The organism is Streptomyces sp. NPDC096136 (assembly GCF_044763325.1).
Taxonomy (GTDB): Bacteria; Actinomycetota; Actinomycetes; order Streptomycetales; family Streptomycetaceae; genus Streptomyces.
Genome location: NZ_JBIWFZ010000037.1, coordinates 17,651 through 40,948, shown reverse-complemented (window position 1 = coordinate 40,948; position 23,298 = coordinate 17,651). Strand labels below are relative to the sequence as shown.

21 protein-coding genes and 1 tRNA gene are annotated in these 23,298 nt (G+C 73.9%); 12 read left to right on the top strand and 10 right to left on the bottom strand.

The window, feature by feature from the left end; translation table 11 throughout:
- Window positions 1-139 precede the first annotated feature (139 nt).
- On the top strand, window positions 140-3,430 hold the full coding sequence (locus ACIRBY_RS37880) for an AMP-binding protein (RefSeq protein WP_403909743.1): 3,291 nt from the start codon (window positions 140-142) through the stop codon (window positions 3,428-3,430).
- Window positions 3,431-3,491: 61 nt separating this feature from the next.
- On the opposite strand, the gene ACIRBY_RS37875 is transcribed toward ACIRBY_RS37880, so the two are convergent.
- Window positions 3,492-4,253, bottom strand: coding sequence for a thioesterase II family protein (locus tag ACIRBY_RS37875; protein ID WP_403909741.1), 762 nt, complete (start codon window positions 4,251-4,253; stop codon window positions 3,492-3,494).
- 47 nt (window positions 4,254-4,300) lie between these two features.
- A complete protein-coding gene (locus tag ACIRBY_RS37870; protein WP_403909738.1) occupies window positions 4,301-5,602 on the bottom strand; it encodes a PLP-dependent aminotransferase family protein in 1,302 nt (433 codons plus the stop codon).
- Window positions 5,603-5,847: 245 nt separating this feature from the next.
- On the opposite strand from ACIRBY_RS37870, the gene ACIRBY_RS37865 reads away from it, so the two are divergent.
- From ACIRBY_RS37865 to ACIRBY_RS37850, 4 genes are all read left to right on the top strand, one after another.
- Entirely contained in the window at window positions 5,848-6,702 is an 855-nt protein-coding gene (locus ACIRBY_RS37865) for an alpha/beta fold hydrolase (protein ID WP_403909735.1), read from the top strand.
- Between the two features lie 184 nt (window positions 6,703-6,886).
- Window positions 6,887-8,428 carry an MFS transporter gene (locus tag ACIRBY_RS37860; protein ID WP_403909732.1) on the top strand — a complete coding sequence of 514 codons (1,542 nt, stop codon included), beginning with the start codon at window positions 6,887-6,889 and terminating at the stop codon, window positions 8,426-8,428.
- 165 nt (window positions 8,429-8,593) lie between these two features.
- Window positions 8,594-9,070, top strand: coding sequence for a carboxymuconolactone decarboxylase family protein (locus tag ACIRBY_RS37855; RefSeq protein ID WP_403909729.1), 477 nt, complete (start codon window positions 8,594-8,596; stop codon window positions 9,068-9,070).
- A gap of 125 nt (window positions 9,071-9,195) precedes the next feature.
- The gene (locus ACIRBY_RS37850) at window positions 9,196-9,891 is read left to right on the top strand and encodes a hypothetical protein (RefSeq protein ID WP_403909727.1); all 696 of its coding nucleotides are present in this window, start codon (window positions 9,196-9,198) and stop codon (window positions 9,889-9,891) included.
- Here the strand turns inward: ACIRBY_RS37850 and puuE are convergent.
- Complete coding sequence (puuE, locus tag ACIRBY_RS37845; protein ID WP_403909724.1) at window positions 9,885-10,796, bottom strand: allantoinase PuuE; 912 nt, start codon at window positions 10,794-10,796, stop codon at window positions 9,885-9,887. The genes ACIRBY_RS37850 and puuE overlap by 7 nt on opposite strands.
- A gap of 136 nt (window positions 10,797-10,932) precedes the next feature.
- On the opposite strand from puuE, the gene ACIRBY_RS37840 reads away from it, so the two are divergent.
- Window positions 10,933-12,048 (top strand): LLM class flavin-dependent oxidoreductase, encoded by a 1,116-nt coding sequence (locus tag ACIRBY_RS37840; RefSeq protein ID WP_403909721.1) that lies wholly within the window; start codon window positions 10,933-10,935, stop codon window positions 12,046-12,048.
- Window positions 12,045-12,710 carry a CE1759 family FMN reductase gene (locus tag ACIRBY_RS37835; RefSeq protein ID WP_403909718.1) on the top strand — a complete coding sequence of 222 codons (666 nt, stop codon included), beginning with the start codon at window positions 12,045-12,047 and terminating at the stop codon, window positions 12,708-12,710. The genes ACIRBY_RS37840 and ACIRBY_RS37835 overlap by 4 nt, the downstream gene beginning before the upstream one ends.
- A 3-nt stretch (window positions 12,711-12,713) precedes the next feature.
- On the opposite strand, the gene ACIRBY_RS37830 is transcribed toward ACIRBY_RS37835, so the two are convergent.
- On the bottom strand, window positions 12,714-13,331 hold the full coding sequence (locus ACIRBY_RS37830; protein ID WP_403909715.1) for a TOPRIM nucleotidyl transferase/hydrolase domain-containing protein: 618 nt from the start codon (window positions 13,329-13,331) through the stop codon (window positions 12,714-12,716).
- Window positions 13,332-13,480: 149 nt separating this feature from the next.
- On the opposite strand from ACIRBY_RS37830, the gene ACIRBY_RS37825 reads away from it, so the two are divergent.
- Window positions 13,481-13,574: transfer RNA gene (locus tag ACIRBY_RS37825), tRNA-Ser, on the top strand.
- Window positions 13,575-13,789: 215 nt separating this feature from the next.
- A complete protein-coding gene (locus ACIRBY_RS37820) occupies window positions 13,790-14,305 on the top strand; it encodes an amino acid permease (protein WP_403909712.1) in 516 nt (171 codons plus the stop codon).
- On the opposite strand, the gene ACIRBY_RS37815 is transcribed toward ACIRBY_RS37820, so the two are convergent.
- From ACIRBY_RS37815 to ACIRBY_RS37805, 3 genes are all read right to left on the bottom strand, one after another.
- Window positions 14,253-15,788 carry an FG-GAP-like repeat-containing protein gene (locus ACIRBY_RS37815; RefSeq protein WP_403909710.1) on the bottom strand — a complete coding sequence of 512 codons (1,536 nt, stop codon included), beginning with the start codon at window positions 15,786-15,788 and terminating at the stop codon, window positions 14,253-14,255. The genes ACIRBY_RS37820 and ACIRBY_RS37815 overlap by 53 nt on opposite strands.
- 98 nt (window positions 15,789-15,886) lie before the next feature.
- The gene (locus tag ACIRBY_RS37810; RefSeq protein ID WP_403909708.1) at window positions 15,887-16,510 is read right to left on the bottom strand and encodes a hypothetical protein; all 624 of its coding nucleotides are present in this window, start codon (window positions 16,508-16,510) and stop codon (window positions 15,887-15,889) included.
- A gap of 246 nt (window positions 16,511-16,756) precedes the next feature.
- Entirely contained in the window at window positions 16,757-17,263 is a 507-nt protein-coding gene (locus ACIRBY_RS37805) for a phosphate-starvation-inducible PsiE family protein (RefSeq protein WP_403909705.1), read from the bottom strand.
- Window positions 17,264-17,485: 222 nt separating this feature from the next.
- Here ACIRBY_RS37805 and ACIRBY_RS37800 point away from each other — a divergent pair, with 222 nt between their 5' ends.
- Window positions 17,486-19,072: an FAD-dependent oxidoreductase gene (locus ACIRBY_RS37800; protein WP_403909702.1), complete on the top strand. Its 1,587-nt coding sequence runs from the start codon at window positions 17,486-17,488 to the stop codon at window positions 19,070-19,072.
- A gap of 121 nt (window positions 19,073-19,193) precedes the next feature.
- On the opposite strand, the gene ACIRBY_RS37795 is transcribed toward ACIRBY_RS37800, so the two are convergent.
- Window positions 19,194-19,787, bottom strand: coding sequence for a TetR-like C-terminal domain-containing protein (locus ACIRBY_RS37795; RefSeq protein ID WP_403909699.1), 594 nt, complete (start codon window positions 19,785-19,787; stop codon window positions 19,194-19,196).
- A gap of 103 nt (window positions 19,788-19,890) precedes the next feature.
- On the opposite strand from ACIRBY_RS37795, the gene ACIRBY_RS37790 reads away from it, so the two are divergent.
- Window positions 19,891-21,117, top strand: a complete 1,227-nt coding sequence (locus ACIRBY_RS37790; RefSeq protein WP_403909696.1) for an alpha/beta fold hydrolase — start codon at window positions 19,891-19,893, stop codon at window positions 21,115-21,117.
- Window positions 21,118-21,157: 40 nt separating this feature from the next.
- On the opposite strand, the gene ACIRBY_RS37785 is transcribed toward ACIRBY_RS37790, so the two are convergent.
- Complete coding sequence (locus ACIRBY_RS37785) at window positions 21,158-22,453, bottom strand: LuxR C-terminal-related transcriptional regulator (protein WP_403909693.1); 1,296 nt, start codon at window positions 22,451-22,453, stop codon at window positions 21,158-21,160.
- A gap of 153 nt (window positions 22,454-22,606) precedes the next feature.
- Here ACIRBY_RS37785 and ACIRBY_RS37780 point away from each other — a divergent pair, with 153 nt between their 5' ends.
- Complete coding sequence (locus tag ACIRBY_RS37780) at window positions 22,607-22,852, top strand: hypothetical protein (protein WP_403909690.1); 246 nt, start codon at window positions 22,607-22,609, stop codon at window positions 22,850-22,852.
- Window positions 22,853-23,045: 193 nt separating this feature from the next.
- Here ACIRBY_RS37780 and ACIRBY_RS37775 read toward each other — a convergent pair whose 3' ends face one another.
- Window positions 23,046-23,150: a class III lanthipeptide gene (locus tag ACIRBY_RS37775; protein ID WP_403909687.1), complete on the bottom strand. Its 105-nt coding sequence runs from the start codon at window positions 23,148-23,150 to the stop codon at window positions 23,046-23,048.
- Between the last annotated feature and the right edge of the window lie 148 nt (window positions 23,151-23,298).

The window sequence follows — 23,298 nt, the reverse complement described above, 5'->3', positions numbered from 1 at the left end:
CCCTCGCCGCGACGGATCGCCGGCCACATCGCCGCCTCGCTGGTCCAGGCCGGACCGCGCTGACCCCCGGCGGCGCGGACGCCCGTCCCGCCCCGGCCGGCGCCCGGGTGTCTTGAACCGCCGTCGGGCTTCCCCGAAGGTGGGGGTGATCTGCGAGTTCCGCCGATTCCCGGGCCTGTCTGCTGAGGGGTTGATCTGTGTGCCTTCGTTCGGTGTGTCGTCCGCGCATGAAGGGATGTGGCGGGCGCAGGAGATGGCGCCCGACACGCCCAACCACGCGCTGACCATGTGGGACGTGGACGGTGAGCTGGACGGGAAGGCCATCGCATCCGCGTTCCTGCACGTGATGGGCGAGGCGGAGGTGCTGCGCGTCAACTTCGTCGACGAGGGCGGCGGACTGCGGCTGGTCCCCCGGGAACTGGGGGACTGGCAGCCGTTCTTCCTCGACCTCGGCGACGAGCCCGATCCCGAGCGCGCGGCGCGCGAGGCCCTGGCAGACCTCGTGCGCCGGCCCTTCGACCTGGCGCGGGACCTCCTGTTCCGGCTCGGCGTGGTCCGGCTCGGCCCGTCCCGCTCCCTGCTCGTGATCGCCTACCACCACCTCGTCTCGGACGGGTTCGGCGCGGGCGGCCTGCTGTCGCGCCGCCTCGCCGAGGTGTACACGGCCCTGGTGCGCGGGGAGCCGGTACCCGAGCCGGAGCACCCGTGGGACGCCGCCTCCTTCGCGGCCGAGGCGGTGGAGTACCTCGCCTCCCCGCGCTTCACCGAGGACACGGAGTTCTGGCGGGACTACCTCAAGGACGCCCCCGCCCCCGCGCAGGTCCCGCGCGTCGCCCTCTCCGACGCGCAGCGCACCGCGCTCTCCGAGCCCCTCGGCAGCGCCGACCGCTGGTCGGAGGTGGCCGAGACCATCGGCATGGTGAGCCGGACGCTGACCGTCCCGCGCGCCGAGGCGGACGCCTGGACCGAGGCCGCCCGCTCCATGGGCGTGTGGAAGTCGCAGCTGCTGACCGCGGCCGCCGCCGTCTTCCTGCGGCACCGCTGCGACCGCCCGGAGTTCCTCTTCTCGCTGGCCGTCGGCAACCGGGTCGGCGTCGCGAGCAGGACGCCCGGCCTGGCCGTCAACGTGGTCCCGGTACGGGCGGCTGTCCCCCTCGGCGCGACCTTCGCCGAGGTCGCCGACGCGCTCGCCGAGGAGACGTACGAGATCTTCGACCACACCGCCTGCCACTACTCGGACATCCAGCGCGCGAGCGGAACCGTCCTCAGCGGTCGCGGCAGCTTCGGCGCCGTCGTGAACGTCGTCGAGTTCGCCGAGCAGCTCCACTTCGGCGACAGCCCGGCCCGCTACTCCGGCGCGACCACGGGCACCTTCGAGGAGCTGTCGATCGGCGTCTACACCGACGGCAGCGCCGACAGCGACCTGTACGTCCGCCTCGACGCGCCCGCGGGCCTGTACCACCGCGCGGAACTGCGCTTCATCGGCGAGGAGCTGATCGCCCACGTCCGCGCCGCGGTCGCCGACCCCGAGCGGCCGGTCGGCGCGCTGGACGTACGGGAGGGCGCCGAGCGCGACCGCGTCCTGGAGGTGCCCGCCGACACGGACGCCCCGGATGCGGACGCCCCGGATGCGGACGTCACCGTTGCGGAGCTGTTCGCCCGCCGGGTGGAGCAGGACCCCGACGGCATCGCGCTGGTCTCCGGCGACCTGGCGCTCTCCTCCCGCGAACTGGACGCCCGCGCCGCCCGCCTGGCCGAGGCCCTGCGGCGTCGGCGCATCGGCCCCGAGACGGTCGTCGCCGTGGCCCTGCCGCGCTCGGCGGACCTGGCCGTCGCCCTCCTGGGCGTGGTGAAGGCCGGCGCGGCCTACCTGCCCCTCGACCCGGCGGACCCGGCCGAGCGGCTCGCGGCGCGGGCCGTCGGCGCACCGGTGCGCGCGCTCCTCACCGGTGCGGCCACGCGGCTCCCCGCCGGCCCGGACACCGAGGTCCTCGTCCTCGAAGACCTCCTGGCGGAGACCGCCGACGGCGCCGCCCCGCGGCCCGCGCTCCCGCCGCACCCGGACGGCCTGCTGGCCGTACTGTCCGGCTCCGGGGCGGCCGACGGGGCCGAGGTGGCCGTCACGCACCGGAACATGGCGCGCTTCGTCCGGGGCAGCCGCCCGCGCGGCGGCAGCGGCACCGTCCTGTGGCACGCGCCCCACACCTGCGCCACCCTCGCCCTCGAACTCTGGGCGCCCCTGCTGAACGGCGGCCGGGTGGTCGTGGCGCCCCCCGGCGAGCTCGACGCCGACGTGCTCACCGAGGTGCTCGACGGCGCGCGGGAGACGGACGCGGTCTCCACGGTGTGGCTGCCCGCAGGCCTGTTCTCGGCGGTCGCCGCCGACCGCCCCGAACGCCTCGCCGGGCTGCGCGAGGTGTGGACCGGCGGGGAGCGCGTGCCCGCGGCCGCGCTGCGCCGGGTCCGGGAGGCCTGCCCCGACCTGACCGTCGTCCACGTCCACGGCCCGGTGGAGACGGCCGTGTTCGCCGCCGCCCACGTCCTGGCCGCGGACGAACCCGTGCGCCACGCGGGCGCGCTCGGCCGCCCGGCGGACGGCGCCGCCCTCTACGTCCTGGGGCCCGGACTGGCGCCGGTCCCCGCCGGCGTGGTCGGCGAGCTGTACGTGGCCGGACCCGGTGTGGCGCGCGGCTACCCCGGGCGGCCCGGGCTGACCGCCGAGCGCTTCGTGCCCTGCCCGTTCGGGCCGCCCGGCGGGCTCATGTACCGCACCGGGGACCGGGTGCGCCGGGGCGGCGACGGCCTCCTGGCCTACGTGGGCGGGCCCGGCACCCGGGCCGAGGTGCGGGGCGTCCGGGTCGAGCTGGCCGAGATCGAGGAGGTGCTCTGCGAGCACACCGCGCTGGCGCGGTCCGCGGCGGCCGTCCGCGAGGACGGCTCCGGGCAGCAGCGGCTGGTGGCCTACGTGGTCCCGGCGGCCGGCCGGACCGTGTCGGGCGAGGAGCTGCGCCGCTTCGCCGCCGGATGGCTGCCGGAATCCCTCGTCCCGTCGGTGTTCACCGTGCTGGACCGGCTGCCGGTGGCCGGGGACGGGAGGCTGGACCGGGCCGCGCTGCCCGAGCCCGCGGACGGGGGCGGGACGTACCGGGCCCCGCGCAACGACACCGAACGGGTCCTGGCCGCGGCGTTCGCCGAGGTGCTGGAGCTGGACCGGGTCGGCATCGACGACGACTTCTTCGACCTCGGCGGCAACTCCCTGCGGGCGATCCGGCTGGTCGGGCTGATCCGGGCGGAGCTGAACCAGGAGGTGTCCATCCGCAGGCTGTTCGCGGCGCGCACTGTCACCGGCCTGTCCGACATGTGGAAGGACCTCGCCCGGTCCAGCAGGCCGAGCCTGCGCAGGAGGACGAGGGACGGCGCCGTCCTCTGACGCACAGCGGCCGGGCCGCGGGATCCGGCGGATCCCGCGGCCCGGCCGGGCGCCGCCGCGCTCAGGGGGCGGCGGCCGGGGCGAGCAGCCCCCCGGTGACGGCCGCGGCGATCCGCTCCGGCTGGTCGTCGAGGTAGAAGTGGCCGCCGGGGAAGACCTCCAGGGCGAATCCGCCCGTGGTGTGCTCCCGCCAGGCCCGGGCCTCGGCGACCGTCACCACCGGGTCGCGGTCCCCGACCAGCGCGGTCACCGGCACCGACAGCGGCCCGCCCCCGCTCCAGGCGTACGTGCCGACGGCCCGGTAGTCCGCGCGCAGCGCCGGCAGCACCATCTCCAGGATCTCGGGGTTGTCGAGGAGCGTCTGGTCGGTGCCGCTCAGCCCGCGAACGTCGGCCAGCACGTCGGCGTCCCCGTAGTACCGGTAGTGGGCGCCGGACGGGTTGTCCGGCGTGCCCCGGCCGGAGAGGAACAGCCGCCGGGGCGCGGGGAGTCCGGCCCGGTCCAGGCGGCGGGCCGTCTCGTACGCGACGAGCGCGCCCATGCTGTGGCCGAACAGGGCGTACGGCCGTCCGGGGTCCGCGGCCAGAGCGCCGGCCAGTTCCCCCGACACCGCGTCGACCAGCCGTTCCAGGTCCGTGAACGGCGCCTCCCCGAACCGGTCCTGGCGTCCCGGGTACTGTACGGACACCACGTCGAGATCCGCGGGCAGCGCGTGCGCCAGGGCCTTGTACGCCGTCGCCGAGCCGCCCGCGTGCGGGAAGCACACGAGCCGCAGCCCGTTCCCCGCAGGCGCGGTGTAGCGCCGGAACCAGGTGCTGTTCACCGTCGTCGTGTCCCTTCGTCTCGTTGCCCCGCGGCGTCCCGCACCGCTCAGACCGCTTCCGGCGCGAGCGTCCGCAGCGCCGCCCGCTGGGGGCCCGCACCGGCGGAGGCGTGCGCGAGGGCCGGTTCGGAGTCCAGCACCGAGGCCAGCCGGCGGACGCCCTCGCGGATCCGCTCCGGGGTGGGGTAGCAGTAGGACAGCCGCATCCGGCGGCTGCCGAGCCCGTTCGTGTAGAAGCCCGTGCCCGACGCGTACGCCACCCGCGCGGCCACCGCGCGCGGCAGCATCGCCCTCGTGTCCACGCCCTCCGGCACCTTGACCCACACGTAGAACCCGCCGGCCGGCTCGGTCCAGCCGCACCCCGGCAGGTACTCCTCCAGCGCGTCGAGCATCGCGTCGCGGCGCTCGCGGTAGACCTCCCGGAGCGTCGTGATCTGGCCCCGCCAGTCCTGCGTGGCCAGGTAGCGGGACACGATCATCTGGTTCAGCGTGGGCGGGCAGAGCGTGGCCGACTCGGCGGCCAGCACCAGCTTCTCCCGCACGGCGTGCGGCGCGAGCACCCAGCCGACCCGCAGGCCGGCGGCGAACGTCTTCGAGAACGAGCCCAGGTAGACCACGTTCTCCGGGTCCAGGGAGTGCAGCGCCGGATAGGTCCGTCCGTCGAAGCCGAGCAGCCCGTACGGGTTGTCCTCCAGCACCAGCACGCCGTACGCGCGGCAGATCTCCAGGACCTCCGCCCGCCGTTCGACGGCCAGCGTCACCCCGGACGGGTTGTGGAAGTTCGGGATCGTGTAGAGCAGCTTGACCCGCCGCCCGGCGTTCCGCGCCTGCCGCAGCGCCGCCCGCAGCCCCTCCGGCACCAGCCCGCGGTCGTCCACCGGGACGTGCACGACCTCCGCCTGGTAGGCGGCGAAGGAGCCCAGCGCGCCGACGTACGACGGGCCCTCGGCCAGCACCACGTCCCCCGGGTCGCAGAACAGCCGGGCCACCAGGTCGAGGCCCATCTGCGAGCCGACCGTCACCACGACCTCGTCGGGGTGGCCGGTGACCCCCTCCAGCGCCATCACCTCGCAGATCTGCTCCCGCAGCTGCGGGAGCCCGTGGGCGGAGGCGTACTGGAGGGCCGTCAGACCGTCCTCGGCGATGAGCTGCGCGGCCTGCGCCGCGAGGGCCTCCAGCGGCAGCGCGGCCAGGTGGGGCATCCCCCCGGCCAGCGAGACCACCTCGGGCCTGCTGGCGACCGCGAACAGCGCCCGGATCTCCGAGGCCGTCATGCCCGCGGTGCGCGCGGCATAGCGGCCGAGATGCGGGTCGAGGATGTCGCGGCCGCTCTGCTGACAGTGACCCATTCCGTCTCCCCACGTCGTCCAGCCCTGCTGGACGAGCATCGGGGGGCCCGCTCGGGATCCCCTCGCGTCCCGCTCGCGAACCGGTCGCGGTGGAGTGGCGGCGGGGTGGCGGCTCCCCGGAGCCCACGGGGCGGGACGGCCGGATCCGGCCCCTCGGACGCCCCCGGCTCCGATCTGTACAGCCGTATGGAACAAACGTACTGAACAAGCGTACTGAACAGACGTATTGAACAACCGTCATAGACATGCGTATAGTCGATCTCGGCAAGCCCGCCACCCGCCCGGACCGAGGGAGCTCCGACATGACCGCCACCGCCCAGCCCACCCGCGCCACCCTGGACGTCGACGGCCGCGCCCTCTCCTACCTGGACTTCGGCGGCACCGGCCGCCCCCTCGTCGCCCTCCACGGACACCTCTCCGAAGGCGCCTCCTTCGCGGCCCTGGCCGCCGCCCTCGGCCCCGAGTGGCGGGTGATCGCCCCTGACCAGCGCGGCCACGGGGACTCCGACCGCGCCCCCGAGTACACCCGCGCCGGCTACGTCGCCGACCTCCTCGCGCTCCTCGGCCACCTCGGCATCGACCGCGCGGTCCTCCTCGGCCACTCCCTCGGTGCGGTCAACGCCTGCCACCTGGCCGCCGAACGGCCGGAGCTGGTCGAGGCGCTGGTCAACGTCGACACCGCCGTCGACCTGCCCGACCGCGGCGTCAGCCCCCTGGCCTTCGTCCTGGACTTCCCCTACACGGCGCCCACCCGCGAGGGGCTCGCCGCCGCCTGCGGCCCCCTCGCCGCCGTCCTCGGCCCCGTCCTGCGCCCGCTGCCCGACGGCTCCGGCTGGCGGCTTCCGTTCCACCCCCGGGACACGGTCGACTCCGAGACGCTCGTCCACGGGGACCACTGGAAGCAGTGGCTCGCCACCGACTGCCCCGCCCTCCTGGTCCACGGCCTGCGCAGCCAGGTCCTCCCCGCCGCCCAGGCCGAGGCCATGGTCGCCCGCCGGCCCGGCACCTCCTACCGCCCGCTGGACACCGACCACTTCGTCCAACAGGCCGACCCCGAGGGCTTCGCCGACGCCGTCCGCGCCTTCCTCGCGACCGTCTGACCCGCCCTCACCGCCCACCGCCCACCGCCTCCCGCCCCCGGCCCGTCCGAGCCGGGGGGCGGTCTGCGTACGGCGGAAGCATCTTGCGTACAGCGTTCCATGGCGCGTACAGTGTGCGCATCAAGCAACGCCGTACGCACCACGGGGCGCCGGCACCGCCGACGAAGCCGAGAGGGAACCACCCATGGAAACCCGCAACCCACGCCGCTGGTGGATCCTGGTCGTGCTGTGCCTCAGCACGCTGGTCCTGGTCGTCGACTCCATGGCCCTGACCGTCGCGGTCCCGTCCATGACCGCCGACCTCGGCGCGAGCGCCCAGGACACCCAGTGGATCCTCGACTCCTACATCCTGGTGTTCGCCGGCCTCCTGCTCACCTCCGGCAGCCTCGGCGACCGCTTCGGCCGCCGCCGGGTCATGCTGATCGGCCTGGTGCTCTTCGGCGCCGCCTCGCTCGCCGCGACCTTCGCCGCCGATCCCGCCGAAGTGATCGCCGTACGCGTCGCCATGGGCGTCGGCGGGGCGCTGATCATGCCCTCGACCCTCTCCCTCCTCATCACCGTCTTCGACGAGGAGGAGCGCCCCCGGGCCATGGCCGCCTGGGGCTCCGTCTCGATGCTCGGCCTGGTCGGCAGCCCCGTCCTCGGCGGCGTCCTGATCGACCGGTTCTCCTGGCACTCGATCTTCCTGATCAACGTGCCCGTCGTCGTCCTCGCCGTCGTCGCCGCCCTGACCCTGATGCCGGAGTCCAAGGGCCCCTGGCAGAAGCCCGATCCGCTGGGCGCCGTCCTCTCCGCCACCGGGATGACCGCCCTGGTCTGGTGGATCATCGAGATCCCGCAGCACGGCGCCGTCGGCGGCCGCTCCGCCCTCACCCTGGCCGTCGCCGTCGTCGCCCTCGTCGGCTTCGTGCTCTGGGAGAACACCACCGACTCCCCGATGGTCCCGCTCGTCCTCTTCCGGCACCGCAACTTCAGCGGCGGCTCGCTCTCCCTGACCCTCGTCCAGATCGGCAACGGCGGCCTGCTCCTGGTCCTCACCCAGTACCTGCAGTTCGTCCTCGGCTACTCGCCCCTCAAGGCCGGCCTCGCCTTCGTCCCGCTGGCCGTCGCCGCCCTCGTCGGCAACGGAGCCGGGGCCGGCCTCGCCGCCCGGATCGGCAACCGCCCGCTGGTCCTGGCCGGCATGCTGGTGATGGCCTCCTCGTTCGCCCTGCTGACCACCGTCTCCGCCGACACCGGCTTCACCGTCCCGGCGGTCGCCCTCGGCCTCCTCGGCCTGGGCGCCGGCCTGGCCATGCCCGCCGCGGTGGGCGCCCTGATGGGCACCATCCCCGAGGAGCGGGCGGGTGTCGGATCGGCCCTCAACGACACGATCCAGCAGGCCGGCACCGCCCTCGGCATCGCCATCCTCGGCTCCCTGCTCACCAGCGGCTACGCCGCGAGGATGCCGGCCGGAGCCCCCGCCGAGGCACGGCACTCCCTCGCCGGCGCCCTGGCCTCCGCCCACGGCGACCCCGGCCTGGTCCGCGCCGCCCGCGAGGCCTTCACCTCCGCGATGGGCACCACCTTCACCCTCAGCGCGGCCGGCATCCTCGCCGCCGCCCTCCTGGCCGCCGTGGTCATGCGCGACGAGAAGCCCGCCCCCACCCCCGAACCCCGGCCCGCCCCGGCCCCCGCCCCCGAACCCCAGCCGGCCCCCGCCCCCGCCCCCCGGTCCGCCGCCTGACCCGTCCCAGTCCGCCCGCGAAGGCCGGCGCCCCGCCCCGGGCGCCGGCCTTCCCGCACGCCCGGACGAGACGCAGGTCACACCCCGCCCCCTGTCACAGAACGCCGCGCCGCGCTGTCTGAAGGCCGTATCCGCCAACGGACCACCGCGAAGGAGCGGCACACCATGGACGCACGGCTCGACTACTTCACCAGCGCCACCGCCGGCAAGGCCCTCAAGCACGTCACCGCGGCCGGCAGGGCCGTCAAGGAATCGCCCCTGCCGGCCGCCACGCAGGAGCTCGTGGCGCTGCGCGTGAGCCAGCTCAACGGCTGCGCGGTCTGCATCGACATCCACACCAAGGAGGCCGCCGCCGCGGGCGAGACGGCCGTACGGACCCACCTGGTCGCCGCCTGGCGCGAGGCGACGGTCTTCACCGAGCCCGAGCGCGCCGCGCTCCGGCTGGCGGAGGAGGGCACCCGGATCGCGGACGCCGCCGAGGGCGTCGGCGACGAGGCCTGGGCGGAGGCCGCCCGGCACTACGACGAGGAGCAGCTCACCGCCCTCGCCCTGCTGATCTCCTTCATGAACATGGTCAACCGGCTGAACGTCATCGCCCGGCGCCCGTCCGACGGCGCGTACCGGGCCGGCCAGTTCGGCTGACGGACGACGGCGGGATCCGCGCGGGAGGGGGCGGCGCGAGGACCGGCGCCCCCTCCCGTGCCTCCTCCTCCGCGGGGCGGGCCCCCCTTCCCGCCGCCGGGCCACCATCCGGAAGAATCCCCTCCATGACCGTGCGCCCGTCCGAAGACCTGCCCGCCGCGTTCGCCCGCCTCGGCGGTGAGCAGGACGGCCGGGTCTGGAGCGAGCTCTGGGACGACCTGTGCCACCAAGGGGCCGTCTACGACGACAGCTTCCCCGCCCTCCCGCACCTGGCGGCCATCGCCACCGGCCGCGCCCCGGGCGCACCGCTCGACGCCGTCCTGATGGCGGGGCTCATCGCCTCGGCGGCGGACGCGGAGCGCACCGCCCGCTACGCCGGCGAGCTCGCCGCCCTCCTCCCGGTCGCCCGCCGCCTGCTGGACGCCGCGGTCAACGACGCCCCGGCCTTCGTCTACCTCCTGCAGTGCGTCCTGGCCTTCGAGGGCGAACGGGACTGGAGCGCGAGCCGCCTGGAGGGCCTGTTCGAGCAGGAATACGAGATCGAGTGCCCCGCCTGCGCCTCGGACCTCACCATCGCCTTCGGCCCCGACGGCGCCTTCTGCGCGGACGGCGACCCCCTCACCGGCGACCCCGCGACGGCGCCCCTCCTCCCGGCCGACCCGCACGCCCTCGACCCGCTCCCCGCCCGCCTGCACGCCGCGGCCAAGCGGGCGGGCCACGAGGACGTCGCCCGGGGGCTGACGTACCTCTTCGGCCGGGCGGCCTGCCCGTCCTGCGCCACCGCGTTCGCCGTCCCGGACCAGGTCCTGCGGACCTACTGATCCCCGGGCGGGTGCGCGGAGAGCCAGTGCCGCGCGATCTGCTCCCGCGTGGTGACCCACCCGCCGCCGAGCTGGGCGACGTGCCGCAGGAAACCGTCGAGCGCGCGGATGCGGCCGGGCCGGCCGATGATCCGGCCGTGCAGGCCGACGCTCATCATCCGCGGCCGCTCGGCCCCCTCCGCGTGCAGCGCGCCGTAGGTGTCGACGAGGTACGCGAGCATGTCGTCGGCGGTCGTGAACCCGTGCACGATGAGGAACTTGAAGTCGTTGGCGTCGAGCGCGTACGGCACCACGAGCTGCCGCCGCCCGCCCGCCTCCACGTAGAACGGCAGGTCGTCGGAGTAGTCGTCGGAGTCGTACAGGAACCCGCCCTCCTCCCCGACCAGCCGCCGCGTGCGGGAGCTGGTCCGCCCGGTGTACCACCCGACCGGCCGGCGTCCCACGAGCCGTTCGATCGTCGCGACCGTCCGCGCGATGTCGGCCCGCTCGGCCTCCTCGGGGACGTCCCGGTGGTCGATCCACCGCCATCCGTGGCCCGCCACCTCCCACCCGGCGGCCCCCATGGCCCGCGCCGCCTCCGGGTTGCGCTCCAGGGCCCGGCCGGCCGCGAAGACCGTGAGCGGCACCCCGTGCGCGGCGACCGTCCGGTGCACCCGCCAGAAGCCGGCCCGCGCTCCGTAGGCGAACATCGACTCGGCGTTCAGGTCCCTCCCGCCCTCCACGGGCGGCGCCCCCACGATCTCGTGCAGGTACCCCTCGGAGCCGGAGTCCCCCTCCAGGACGCTGCGCTCGGCGCCCTCCTCGTAGTTCAGTACGAGGCTCACGGCGACCCGGGCCCCGCCGGGCCACCGCGCGTGCGGGGGTTCGGCCCCGTAGCCGACGAGATCACGCTGATACCCGGACACGGCCCGCACCCTACCGCCGTCCCCGCCGCCGGGCCCGCGGCCCCGCCGGACGCGGACCCCGCGGTGTGGGAATACCCCGATCCCGCCCTCCGTTGCCAGGTATAGTTTAATCCTAAACAACCTCGGAAGGGGAGCCATGCAGTTCGGGATCTTCACCGTCGGCGACGTCACCACCGACCCGACGACCGGACGCGCGCCCGGCGAGCACGACCGCATCAAGGCCGTGCTCGCCATCGCGCAGAAGGCCGAGGAGGTCGGCCTCGACGTCTTCGCCACCGGCGAGCACCACAACCCGCCGTTCGTCCCCTCCTCGCCGACGACGATGCTCGGCTACATCGCCGCGCGCACCGAGAAGCTGATCCTCTCCACCTCCACGACGCTGATCACCACCAACGACCCGGTGAAGATCGCCGAGGACTTCGCGATGCTCCAGCACGTCGCCGACGGCCGCGTCGACCTCATGACGGGCCGCGGCAACACCGGCCCGGTCTACCCCTGGTTCGGCAAGGACATCCGCGACGGCATCGACCTCGCCATCGAGAACTACGCGCTGCTGCGCCGCCTGTGGGACGAGGACGTGGTCACCTGGAAGGGCAAGTTCCGCACCCCCCTCCAGTCCTTCACCTCCACCCCCCGCCCCCTCGACGGCGTCGCCCCCTTCGTCTGGCACGGCTCCATCCGCTCGCCCGAGATCGCCGAGCAGGCCGCCTACTACGGAGACGGCTTCTTCCACAACAACATCTTCTGGCCCGCCTCCCACACCCGGCAGATGGTCGAGCTCTACCGCGAGCGCTACGCCCACTACGGGCACGGCACCCCGGAGCAGGCCGTCGTCGGACTCGGCGGCCAGGTCTTCATGCGCCGGAACTCCCAGGACGCCGTCCGCGAGTTCCGCCCGTACTTCGACAACGCGCCCGTCTACGGCCACGGCCCCTCCCTGGAGGAGTTCACCTCCCAGACGCCCCTCACCGTCGGCTCGCCGCAGCAGGTCATCGAGCGCACGCTCTCCTTCCGGGACTACGCCGGCGACTACCAGCGCCAGCTCTTCCTGATCGACCACGCGGGCCTGCCCCTGAAGACCGTCCTGGAACAGCTCGACCTGCTCGGCGAGGAGGTCGTACCGGTCCTGCGCAAGGAGTTCGCGAACCTCCGCCCCGCCGGCGTACCGGACGCCCCCACGCACGCGGCCCGCGTCGCGGCGGCCACCGCCCGTACCGACGCCGCCACCACCGCGCAGGAGGCGCGCGCATGAAACTCGTCGTCGTATCGGCGGGCCTGGGCTCGCCCTCCTCGACCCGTCTCCTCGCCGACCGCCTGACGGCCGCGACCCTCACCGACGCGGCCCTCGCCCACCGGGACGCCGAAACCGAGGTGATCGAACTGCGGGACCTCGCCACGGAGATCGCCCGGCACTTCGTCACGGGCTTCCCGTCCGCCCGCCTGGCCGCCGCCCTCGACGCGGTGGCGGCCGCTGACGGCCTGATCGCCGTGACACCGGTCTTCGCCGCCTCCTACAGCGGCCTGTTCAAGTCCTTCTTCGACGTCATCGACAAGGACGCCCTCACTGGCACCCCCGTGCTCCTCGGCGCGACCGGCGGCACCGCCCGGCACTCCCTGGTCACCGAACACGCCCTGCGCCCCCTCTTCACCCACCTGCGCGCCCTCGTCGCCCCCACCGCCGTCTACGCCGCCTCGGAGGACTGGGGCGAAGAGGGCCTGGACCGGCGCATCGCCCGCGCGGGCGGGGAACTGGCCCGCTCCATGGCCCCCGCCACGGGCACCCCGGACGCGGACACCCGCGCCGCGACGGCCGCCCCCCGCTCCCTCACCGGCGCGATCACCTCCCTCCCCGCGTCGTCCGCCGCCACCCTCGTCCCCTTCGAACAGCGCCTGGCGGCCCTACGGGTGGACTAGGGACTACAGGCAGGCGAGCAGGGCGTCCAGGGGAGCGGGCACCCGGCCGGGGTCGAGGGACCCGGCCAGCAGGTGCCCGTAGCGGATCTTCCTGCCCTTCTTCGTCCCGAGGAACCGCCGCATCCGGTCCTGCGGGCTCCGGCCCCGCTGCGCGGGCTGGCGCGTGAAGGTCCGCCACGGCACGAGGTCGCCCTCGGCCTCCACGATCTCCTCCACCTTCGGCACGCCCAGCGCCCGGATCAGCTCCTCCTCCAGGTCCTTCACGCACACGAACACCCCCTGCCCGGGCGCCCCGACCCGGTCCAGCGCACGGTCGTAGAAGGGCCGCTCCTGCTCGTCGCACAGCCCGGTGATCCGCAGCCCCAGCCCCGGCGGGCCCATCAGCTCGGCGTAGCGCCCGACGTTCATCGCCCCGCCCATGGACAGCACGCAGACCCCCTCGGCGGCCAGGGCCCGCCCGAGGCGCCCGGCGAGGGTCTCCAGCGCGGCGAGATCACTGGGCCCCTCCACCAGCACCACGGCCCGCACCCCCGCACCGGCGGCCAGCTCCCGCGCCACCGCACCGCCCCCGCCCGCAGCCCACCCGCCGACCGCGTCCCGGAATCCCCCCATGTCCGTCATGGCGCCGATTCTGCTGCACCGCGTGCCGGTGGTCAGCCGGATTTCTCCCCGGCGCACCGCCCCCGCCCGCGGGACGCGTCAGCGCGCGGTCAGCACCCGCGCCGCATGCTGGTTCCCGTGACCGGGTGAAAGACCGGCCCGGTCACGAGGGAGAGGTGCCCGGAGCGGTTGATCGGGGACCGGCCACTGGCCGTTCGGGTTCCTTGGGGATCCACGCAGGTTCGAATCCTGCCCTCTCCGCCACACGCACGCACGCCGTCGCCGCACCATCCGCGACGCCCCGGCAGACCGCCGGTCCGCCCCGCCGCTGCCCGCGGAACCCGAGCGGCCGACGCGAGACGAGGTGGCCGGCGTGGCGGAGCCCGCGGGAACGGCGCGGACGGCAGCGACTCCGTCGAACCCGGAGGCTACCGGCAGGAGCTGAAGCGGGCGCCGCCCGGGCGCTGCTCGCCCAGACCGTGCCGGCCGTCGCCTCCACCCGCCTCGTCGGCGCCGTCAACACGGCGGCCGTGGCGCTCGAAGCGGCCCTCGTCGTGGTGGTGTCGATCGCGCTGGCCATCGCGGTGCCGGTCACCGGCGACGGGGACACCGGCAACCTCACCTCGCGCGGAATCGCCGCCATCCTGCGCGACCAGCTCGGTCCGGTCATGGAGCGGGTGCCGCCGGTCGCCATCACGTTCGCGTGCTTCGGCGCCGGGGTCGTCGCCCTGACGGCCTGCGCGCGCCTCGTGTTCGCGATGGCGCGCGACGGGCCCTTCCCGGCCCACCGGCTGATGCGGCGGGTCGGCCCCCGCACCCGAACCCGGCGCCCTGGCCGGCTCCTTCCGCCCCTGACCGCGGCCGGCGGACGACACGGTCCCCGGCCGACCGGGCCCGCCGTCGGCAGGACGGGCCCGGTACGCGGCCGCGCTCGGCGGTGCGTCAGACGACGGTGCCGAGGGAGGTCCAGCCGCCGCCCGTGTCGCCGCCGTTGAACAGGTACACCACGGCGCTGTCACCCGTTCCCGACAGGACGTAGTCGGCGTGGCTGTCCCCGTCGAAGTCGGCGAACTGCACCTTGCTCTGCGTCGTGGTCAGACCGGTCGCCACCTGTCCGAGGGATCCCCAGCCGCCGTGCTGGTCGCCGCCCCGGTTCAGGTAGACGTCGACGGCGCCACTGGCGGCTATGCGGGTGTAGTCGGCCCGGCCGTCGCCGTCCCAGTCCGCGAGCCGGACCCGCGACCGGTCGTTCGTCAGACCGCTGGCCACCTGCCCCAGGAACTGCCAGCCGCCGCCCGTGTCGCCGCCGCGGTTGGCGTAGACGGTGACGGCGCCGCTGTCGGAGATCGTGGTGTAGTCGGCCCTTCCGTCACCGTCGAAGTCGGCGAAGCGGACCTGGTCCTGGTTGGCCGTGGTGCCCGCGGCCACCTGACCGCCGCCCGCCCAGCCGCCGCCGACGTCACCGCCGCGGTTGAGGTAGACGACGAGGCTGCCGTTGGCGTTGACGAGGATGTAGTCGGCCTTTCCGTCCCCGTCCCAGTCGGCGAACCGGACCCGCGTGCGGTCGGTCGTGAGGCCGCTGGCGACGCGGCCGATGCTCTGCCAGCCGCCGCGGGAGTTGCCGCCGCGGTTCAGCTTGACGTCGATCTGGCCGCCGTCGGCGACGAGGATCTGGTCGGGGCGGCCGTCGCCGTCCCAGTCGGCCCAGCGCACGCGGGCCGCGCCGCCGGCCTCGTTGCCGGCCCGGGGCGCGGGAGCGTGCTGCGTCCAGCCGTCGGTGACGGCCTGCTCGATGGCGTCGGCGTAGACACGGGCCATCTTGACGTAGCCGGCGTCGCTGGGGTGCAGGTTGTCGGTCAGTTCCGTCGCCACGTCCAGCTTGGGCGGCTCCACGTAGCGGAAGTGCTGGCCGGCCGCCCGGCGGGAGGCGTCCTGGGCGCGGATGACCGCGTTGAAGCTGCTCGCCCGCTGCTCCTGGCCCACGGTGTCGGTCAGCAGACCCTGGACGATGACGGTGACGCCCGGTTTGCGCGCCTGGATGGAGTCGACGAGCGCGGACAGCTGGTTCGCCGCGGCGACCGGGTCGGTCTCCGGCTGGCGCAGGTCGTTGATGCCCAGGTGGAGCAGGACCACGTCCGGGATGGCGGCGGACTGCCACTGGGCGACGCTCGCACGGACCTGCTCGATCCTCCATCCGCTGTGGCCCTCGTGGTCGGGGTCCGCCACGTTGCCGCCGGAGGTGTTGCCGACGAAGTCGGGGAGGTAGCGCGACTGCCCCGATATGAGGTTCCACAGGGGCAGCCGGTACCCGGCACCCCCGGAGCTGTTGACGCCCTGGGTGATGGAGTCGCCGAGCGGCATGATGCGGACGAGCGGCGGCGAGGGCTGCGGTGCCGCGGCGGCCGGCGTGATGCCGAGGGCCAGCAGGGCGGTGCCTGCGAGCAGGGAAAGGCTGAGGTGCGCGGTGCGCTTGATCACGGGTCTGGGACCTTCGGTGCGGAGTGGCTGCGTGACGGGGCTGGGCGCACGGCCGGGAAGCCGGAGGACCGGAGGACCCGGACGGCCGTGCGGAAGGATCAGCCGGTCACGCTGAGCTCGACGACGACCCGGCCCGTGGCGGCCAGGGGGTCCGCGGTCACGTTCGCGTAGCTGTTCTTGCCGACCTGGAGGGCCGAGGTGGTGCCGCCCGAGGTGAGCTTCGCGCTCACGGAGTGCTTGCCGGCGTCGAGGGCGAACACCCGGTCCAGCTCGAAGGCGACCCGTCCGGTCTGCCCGGCGGTGCTGAAGCAGTAGATGGGCTTCCGCTTAACGGAGGCGTCCTCGTACGTGTAGACACGGACCTGGGCGGTGCTGCCCCCGCACTCGGTGAGCGTGATTCCGCCGTCCCCGCGCAGGAGCTTGATGCCGTCCTTCGCCAGGATCGCGGCGGCGTTCGGGTACGGGGAGTCGCCGGCCGGGCCGGAGGCCGAAGTCGACGGCGCGGCCGGCGCGGAGGGAGACCCGGAGGGAGACGCGGAAGCGGAAGCCGACGCCGACGCGGACGCCGAGGGGGACGCCGTCGCGGACGCCGACGGCAGGGGCTGCACAGGCGCCGCCGGACCGGCCGCGGACGAGGTGCGGGTCCCGTCGTCAGCAGCCGCGTAAGCGCCGACGGCGCAGAGCGAGGTGACCGCTATGGCGGCTATGACAGGTTGACGCACGTGGGAGAACACCGGAAAGGGAGCCTTTCAGTGGCGGAAGGAGCGGCGGTTGCGAACACATGATCTAGATCATGTGAAGGTAACCGAAAACCACCGGATCGTCCCCACGGATTAAGCACCTTGACGCCCCGTCGCCGCGCGGGCGGCTGAATTCTTCCTTGCCGTGCTCACGGCGAAGCAGGCCGTCCGCAACGCCGTCGGCACGACCCGGACCCCGCCCAACCTGCGCGCGGTGTCGGACCAGCTCTACCTGTTCGCCAGCATGAACCTCGTCACGGGAGCCGGCGGGGTGTTCGGCATCGACCCGCAGATCACCGCGGCCGGGGTCGGCAGCTCGGCCCCCTTCTTGTGCCAGTCGAAGGAGACGTCGCTGCCGGCCGTCACGGTCAGCAGCTTGCGGATGCAGGCGACGAGCCCGACCACCAGGAACGGCTCGGCGTCCAGCACATGGTTCATGATCGCCAGCCGCACGGTGTGCAGCAGCTCGGCCACGATGAACAGCACCAGGCAGTGGTCCAGGGTGGACACCACGACCGCCTGCTCGCTGTACGGACCCCGGACGGCCTCGACGACGGCTTCGACGACCCCGACGGTCAGGACCCCGGCGAGCAGTACGAGGAACGCCGCGACGACGAGATGGGCGCTGTCCTCGACCATCTGCAGCGCGCGGTGCAGGCGAGGGCTCTCGAACAGGGTCTTGTCCGCCGCGCAGTGCATGCTGACGACCCCGCACCGCACATCGCCCGATCCCACACCCCGGACACCCCGCAGACCGTCGCCACGACACCTCTAGGTTCCCCGGCACCCCCGGGCACGCCCCGCACGAACCGGCTCCGGCCGTGCGCCCGTACGTGACGGCCGGCTGCCCGTCGGTCGTCTGTCGGGGCTGTCGGTGCGATGTCGGTCGAGTCCGGCACCGTTCGAGGGGTCCCGCCGGGTACCCGCCCGGCGTGGAATCCGAAGAGGGGATCTCTCGTGCATGACGTGGTGATCGTGGGAGCCGGTCCGGTGGGTCTGCTCCTCGCCTGCGAGCTCGGCCTCGCGGGCTGTTCCGTACTGGTGCTCGAACGGGAGTCGGGGCCCGGCTCCCCGTTACGGTCGGCCCCGCTCGGGCGGCGTGGGCTGTCCGCCGCCTCGGCCGAGGTGTTCGACCGGCGCGGGCTGCTGGGACCGCTGCTGGCGGCGTCGGGCGTTCAGGAGGTGTTCGGTGCCGCGGCCCCCGAAGCGGGTGCGCCGACCCGGCCCCGCTTCGTCGGCCACTTCGCCGGCATGATGCTCGACGGGGATCAGGTCGACTTCGCCGCCCTCCCCTTCCGGCTTCCCGGCCAGGTGCCCGAAGCCGTGGTGACGGACCTCGAAGCGGTCGAGACGGTGCTGTCGGAGCGGGCGTCCGAGCTCGGCGTGGACATCAGGCGCGGCGTCACCGTCTCGGCCGTCTCCCAGAACGGCGAGGGCGTGGTCGCGACCGCCGGAGCGGAGGCGTACGAGGCGCGCTGGCTGGTCGGCTGCGACGGCGGGCGCAGCACGGTGCGCAGGCTCGCGGGCTTCGAGTTCGTCGGCACCGAACCGCAGTTCACCGGCTACACCATGCAGGCCACGCTCGCCGACGCCGAGCAGCTGCGCCCCGGCTTCCACCTGACACCGGCGGGCATGTACCTCCGGATGCCCGCCGACGGCCACATCGCCGTGATGGACTTCGACGGCGGTGCGTTCGACCGTTCACGGCCGCCGACCCGCGACCACCTCCAGGCGGTTCTGCGCCGCGTGTCCGGCGTCGACGTGACGATCGGCGCGGTCCACGTCGCCTCGAGCTTCACCGATCGGGCGATGCAGACGACGGCCTACCGGCGCGGACGCGTCCTGCTCGCGGGCGACGCCGCCCACATCCACTCGCCCCTCGGCGGCCAGGGGATGAACACCGGCATCGGCGACGCCGCGAACCTGGGATGGAAGCTCGCCGCGACCGTGCACGGCCACGCACCCGACGGACTCCTCGACACCTACACGGACGAGCGCCACCCGATCGGTGCCGCGGTGCTCGACTGGTCGCGCGCCCAGGTGGCGACCATGAGGCCGGAACCGTACGCCCAGGCGATCCAGGCGGTGGTCCGCGACCTCATCGGGACCCGTGACGGAGCGACCTACGTGTTCGGGAAGCTGTCGGGCTCGTGGATCCGCTACGACCTGGGCGGCGAGCATCCGCTGGTCGGCCGCAGCGCCCCCGACTTCCGCCTGGAGGACGGCACCCGCCTGGGCGGCCTCATGGCGGACGGACGCGGCGTCGTGCTCGACTTCAGCGCCGACCGGCGCCTGTACGCCCCGGCCGCCGCCTGGGAGGGCCGGATACGGTACGCGGCCGGGACCACGGGGAACGACCTCGGCTCGGGCGCCGTGCTGGTGCGGCCCGACGGCGTGGTCGCCTGGGCGGGTGACCGTCACCCCGACCGCGAGGCGTTCGAGCAGGCCGCCGGCCGCTGGTTCGGCACTCCGGCCGCAGTCGGAGCCACCGGCCGGGCCCACCCCGACCCCGCACCCCTGCACGCGGGTTCCGCCCGGCCGTGAGCGCCTCGGCCCGCTGCCGGATCCGGGTGCGCGAGATCCGCGGGGACCTTGCGCACCGCCGCCGCGCCCGACGCGGCGGCGGCCGTGCGAAAGGATGCGAAAGGAGAGGTACCCCCGCTCCTCAGACCGGGTCCGCACCGCTCCCGCCCCCGAGGAGCCGATTGACCAGGAGCTGCGGGTAGCCGGAGTCCGGCAGGTCGATGCCGAAGACCGCCCGGATGTAGAAGGGCGCGATCAGCTGGTCGAGGATCTCCTCCAGCGGGGGCGGGTGCTCACCCCGGGCCGTGGCCCGCTCGCGGATCCGCTCGATGGAGTGCATGCGGCGCCGGAAGTGCCGGGCGCGCTCGGCCTGGGCCCGGGGGCCGCTCGGCATGGACAGGATGACGGCCCGCACGAGGGCCCGCCCCTCGGACGTGCGCATGCTCGCGACGCTGGCTTCGGCCCAGGCGATGAGGTCGCCGCGCAGGGAGCCGGTGTCGTTCAGCGGCGAGTCCCGCTCCAGGCGGGTGGTGACCGTGTCGGCCAGCAGCGCGTCGAGGCTGCCCCAACGCCGGTAGACGCTGGTGTGGTTGACGCCGGCGCGCCCTGCGATCGCGGGGATGTTGAGCTCCTCGCCGTCCGGGGACGAGAGGAGGTCGACGACCGCTTGGTGGACGGCCGCGCGGACCTGTTCGGGGCTCCTGCGGATGCGCGGGCCCGCTTGCTTCTGAGTCACACCCCCATCGTAAGCACAGATATTTGCTTCCACTCCATCGAGCCCCTACAGTCGACCCCGCAAGCACAAATCTGTGCTTGCGATTCGGTCGAAGGAGCCCGCCATGAAGCAGCTGCTGTTCCCGGACGACACCCAGTTCTGGTACGAGACCCTGCGCTCGATGAGCCACATCGCCTACGGCGGCGCCGACTTCGGCGAGGTCGTCTCCACCGCCGCGCGCATCACCGAAGGCGACTACGACAGCTGGTACACCCACTGGTCCGCCACCGCCGACCGCGTCGCCTCACAAGCCGAGAAGGCCCTCGCGGCCGGCCACCGGATCAGCGCCCGCGACGCCTTCCTCCGGGCCTCGAACTACTACCGCTCCGCCGAGTTCTTCCTCCACGGCAAGGACTGCGACCCCCGCCACGACCACGCCTACGACCGCTCCGTCGAGTGCTTCAGGGCCGCCGCCGCCCTCTACACCACCCCGCGCATCGAGCCCGTCCGGATCCCCTACGAGAACACCACGCTGCCCGGCTACCTCTACCGCCCCGACGACTCGGGCGCCCCCCGCCCGACGCTGATCATGCACAACGGCTTCGACGGAACCGCCGAGGAGATGCACTTCTTCGGCGCCCTGGCCGCCGTCGAACGCGGCTACACCGTGCTCGTCTTCGACGGCCCCGGCATGCCCGGCCCCCGCCACCACCAGGGCCTCGTCTTCCGCCCCGACTGGGAGAACGTCATCACCCCCGTGATCGACTACGCCGAAACCCTCCCGGAGGTCGACCACACCCGCATCGCCCTCCTCGGCCTCAGCATGGGCGGAGTCCTCGCCCCCCGCGCCGCCGCGTTCGAACACCGGCTCGCCGCACTCATAGCCGTCGACGGCCTCTACGACCTCGGCCAGACGTCCGTCCGCAACATTCCCGGCAGCCGGCAGGAAGCCGAACGCCTCCTGCGCGCCGACTCCGCCCCGGAACTCGACGCCGCCCTCGAACGGATCATGGCCGAGGACCCGATCGCCCGCTGGGCCCTCAACCACGGCATGTACGTCATGGGCGTCGACACCCCCCGCGCCTTCAACGCCTCCTACCTCGACTACACCCTCGCCGACGGGATCGCCGAAAAGATCCAGTGCCCCACCCTCGTCTGCGACGCCTCGGAGGACGAGTTCTTCAAGGGCCAGCCCGAACAGCTCTACGCACACCTCACCTGCCCCAAGACCCTCATGCTCTTCACCGCCGAGGAAGGCGCCGGCGCCCACTGCCACCCCGGTGCCACGCGCCATGCCAACGCCCGCATCTACGACTGGCTCGACGACACCCTCAGCCGCACCCGCCCCTGACCCCCGCGTCCCCCTCATTTCGTGACAGGGCCGTGTTTCGTCACGCGCCGCTGACGCGTCCGCCGCCCGCGGCGCCCGGCTTGCGGCGGGCCCGGTAGGCCCGCGCCCGGCAGGCGGCCGAGCAGTGCAGGGCCGGCCGGCCCGGGGCCGACCGGCGGCCCACGGCCACCGGGAGCGGTGCACCGCAGCCGACGCACCCGGGCGGACCGTCCGGCGGCCCGGTCCTCGGATCCGCAGGACGCGCCGCCCCCCGCTCCGGGGCGGAGGCCGGGCCCGGCGCCGGCGCCGTCCGCTCCCGCACCGGCCCGCGCGCCCCCGCGAGACCCTGCTGCTGGGCTATCACCCCGGCCTGGAAGCGGCTGTGCGCGCCCAGCGCGATCAGCAGCTCCGCGACGTGGCGGCGACAGGTCCGCAGCGATATGCCCAGGCGTCGTGCGATCGAGTCGTCCTTCAAGCCCTTCGCCAGGAGCGTCAGGATGCTCTCCTTGACCGTCTCCGAGATGTCGTGCGCCGCCTGCGGGCCCGTCGCGAACGGCGTCGCGTACTCCCAGTCCCGGTGGAAGACGTCCAGGAGGTAGCCGAGCAGGTCCGGCTCCCGGATCAGCAGCGCCCCGCCGGACCGGGACGGCAGGAAGCCCAGCTCCCTGTCGACGATGATCATCTGGGGGAGTGCCTCGGGCAGCGTCCGGATCTCCGCGCCCGCTTCGACCAGGCGCTCCGCGTGGGCCCGTGTCGCCGGGTCGAAACGGGTGGCGTGCTGGTAGAGGCTGCACATCCGGATGCCCCGCTCCAGCAGCGCCAGGTCTCGCGGCAGCGCCTCGCGCAGCGCGGCTTCCGGGAAGGAACCGCCGTGCTTGGACACGAGCACTTCGGTGCGACAGCTGTCGATGACGTCCGTGAGGAGCGCGCGTACCGCGAACTGGTCGGGCAGGTGGTCGATCGTGCCCTGGGGGAAGGAGTGCTGGCGCGCCTGGAGGTAGACCGGGACGAGGCCGGTGAGCGCGTCACGTCGTCGTTGGAGCTCGTCCCTGCGCGCCCGCAGCAGTTCCTCCTGTGCGCGCAGTGCGGCCTCCGGTTCGGACAGCAGCCGCGCCCCCGCCGCCTGCGGGCTGACGGCCTGCCAGCCCTCGCCGTCGGCCTGTACGAGACAGGTCTCGGTGAGCGAGCCGACCGCGGTGCGGCACTCCTCCTCCGTCAGACCGGTCTCGGCGGCGGCCCTCGCCACGGCCGACGGTGAGAGTCCGCCGTGTACGAGCATCCACCGGTACAGCACGATCGCCGCGTGGTCGACCTCGGGCATGCCCGCGTCCAAGCCCGCGTCCCAGCCCGTGTCCATGTGCTTGCCTCCTAAAGGTGCATGGCACACAGATGATCCCTTACGGGTCTGCCGCTGTCATCCCGCGGCTGGCAGAGTCGGGAGCACCAGGGGGAACGGCGTGACCGGCCGGAGCCCCGTCCCTCACCCGTCCTACGTCGCAAAGGAGTTGTCGTGATCAACAAGACCGTACGGGGAATGGTGGTGCTGGCCGCCGCGGGCCTGGTCTGGACGGCCGCCGCGAGCACGGGCGCGAGCGCGACCACGACGGCTGACACGACGGCTGACACGACGGCGGTCGCGGCCGCGAACGCGTCGACGGAGGGTTCGAGCCCGCACCGCGAAGGCGCCGACCGGGGCCACGGCTGCTTCACCACCACCGCGTGGGGCTCCGGCTGCCCCGGTGGGCAGCGCCACTAGGACCGCCCGGGTGACCGGGTGCGGGGGCGGCGGAACCCATCCGCCGCCGGTTGGGTGGATGCGGGCCCGAACCCGGTGGAAGGGCAGTACGGCGGAACACGACGGAACGGTCTGCGGGGCACTGCCCCGCAGACCGTTCTGATCCGCGAACGGATCGTCACCGCAACAGCCGAACCGGTGCGTAGCCCGTGGTTCAGTGGAAGCTGGTGTTGTGGCACTGGAAGCTGGCGCTGCTCAGCAGGAGCAGGCCGCCTTCCTCCTCGGCGATCTCCAGCTGCTGGAGGTTGAGGATGGACATGGTGTTCACCTCCTTTCGGTGCTGGTGCGGTCAGGTGCGCCGCCCGTGGCTTAGTGGAAGCTGGTGTTGTGGCACTGGAAGCTGGCGCTGCTCAGCAGGAGCAGGCCGCCTTCCTCCTCGGCGATCTCCAGCTGCTGGAGGTTGAGGA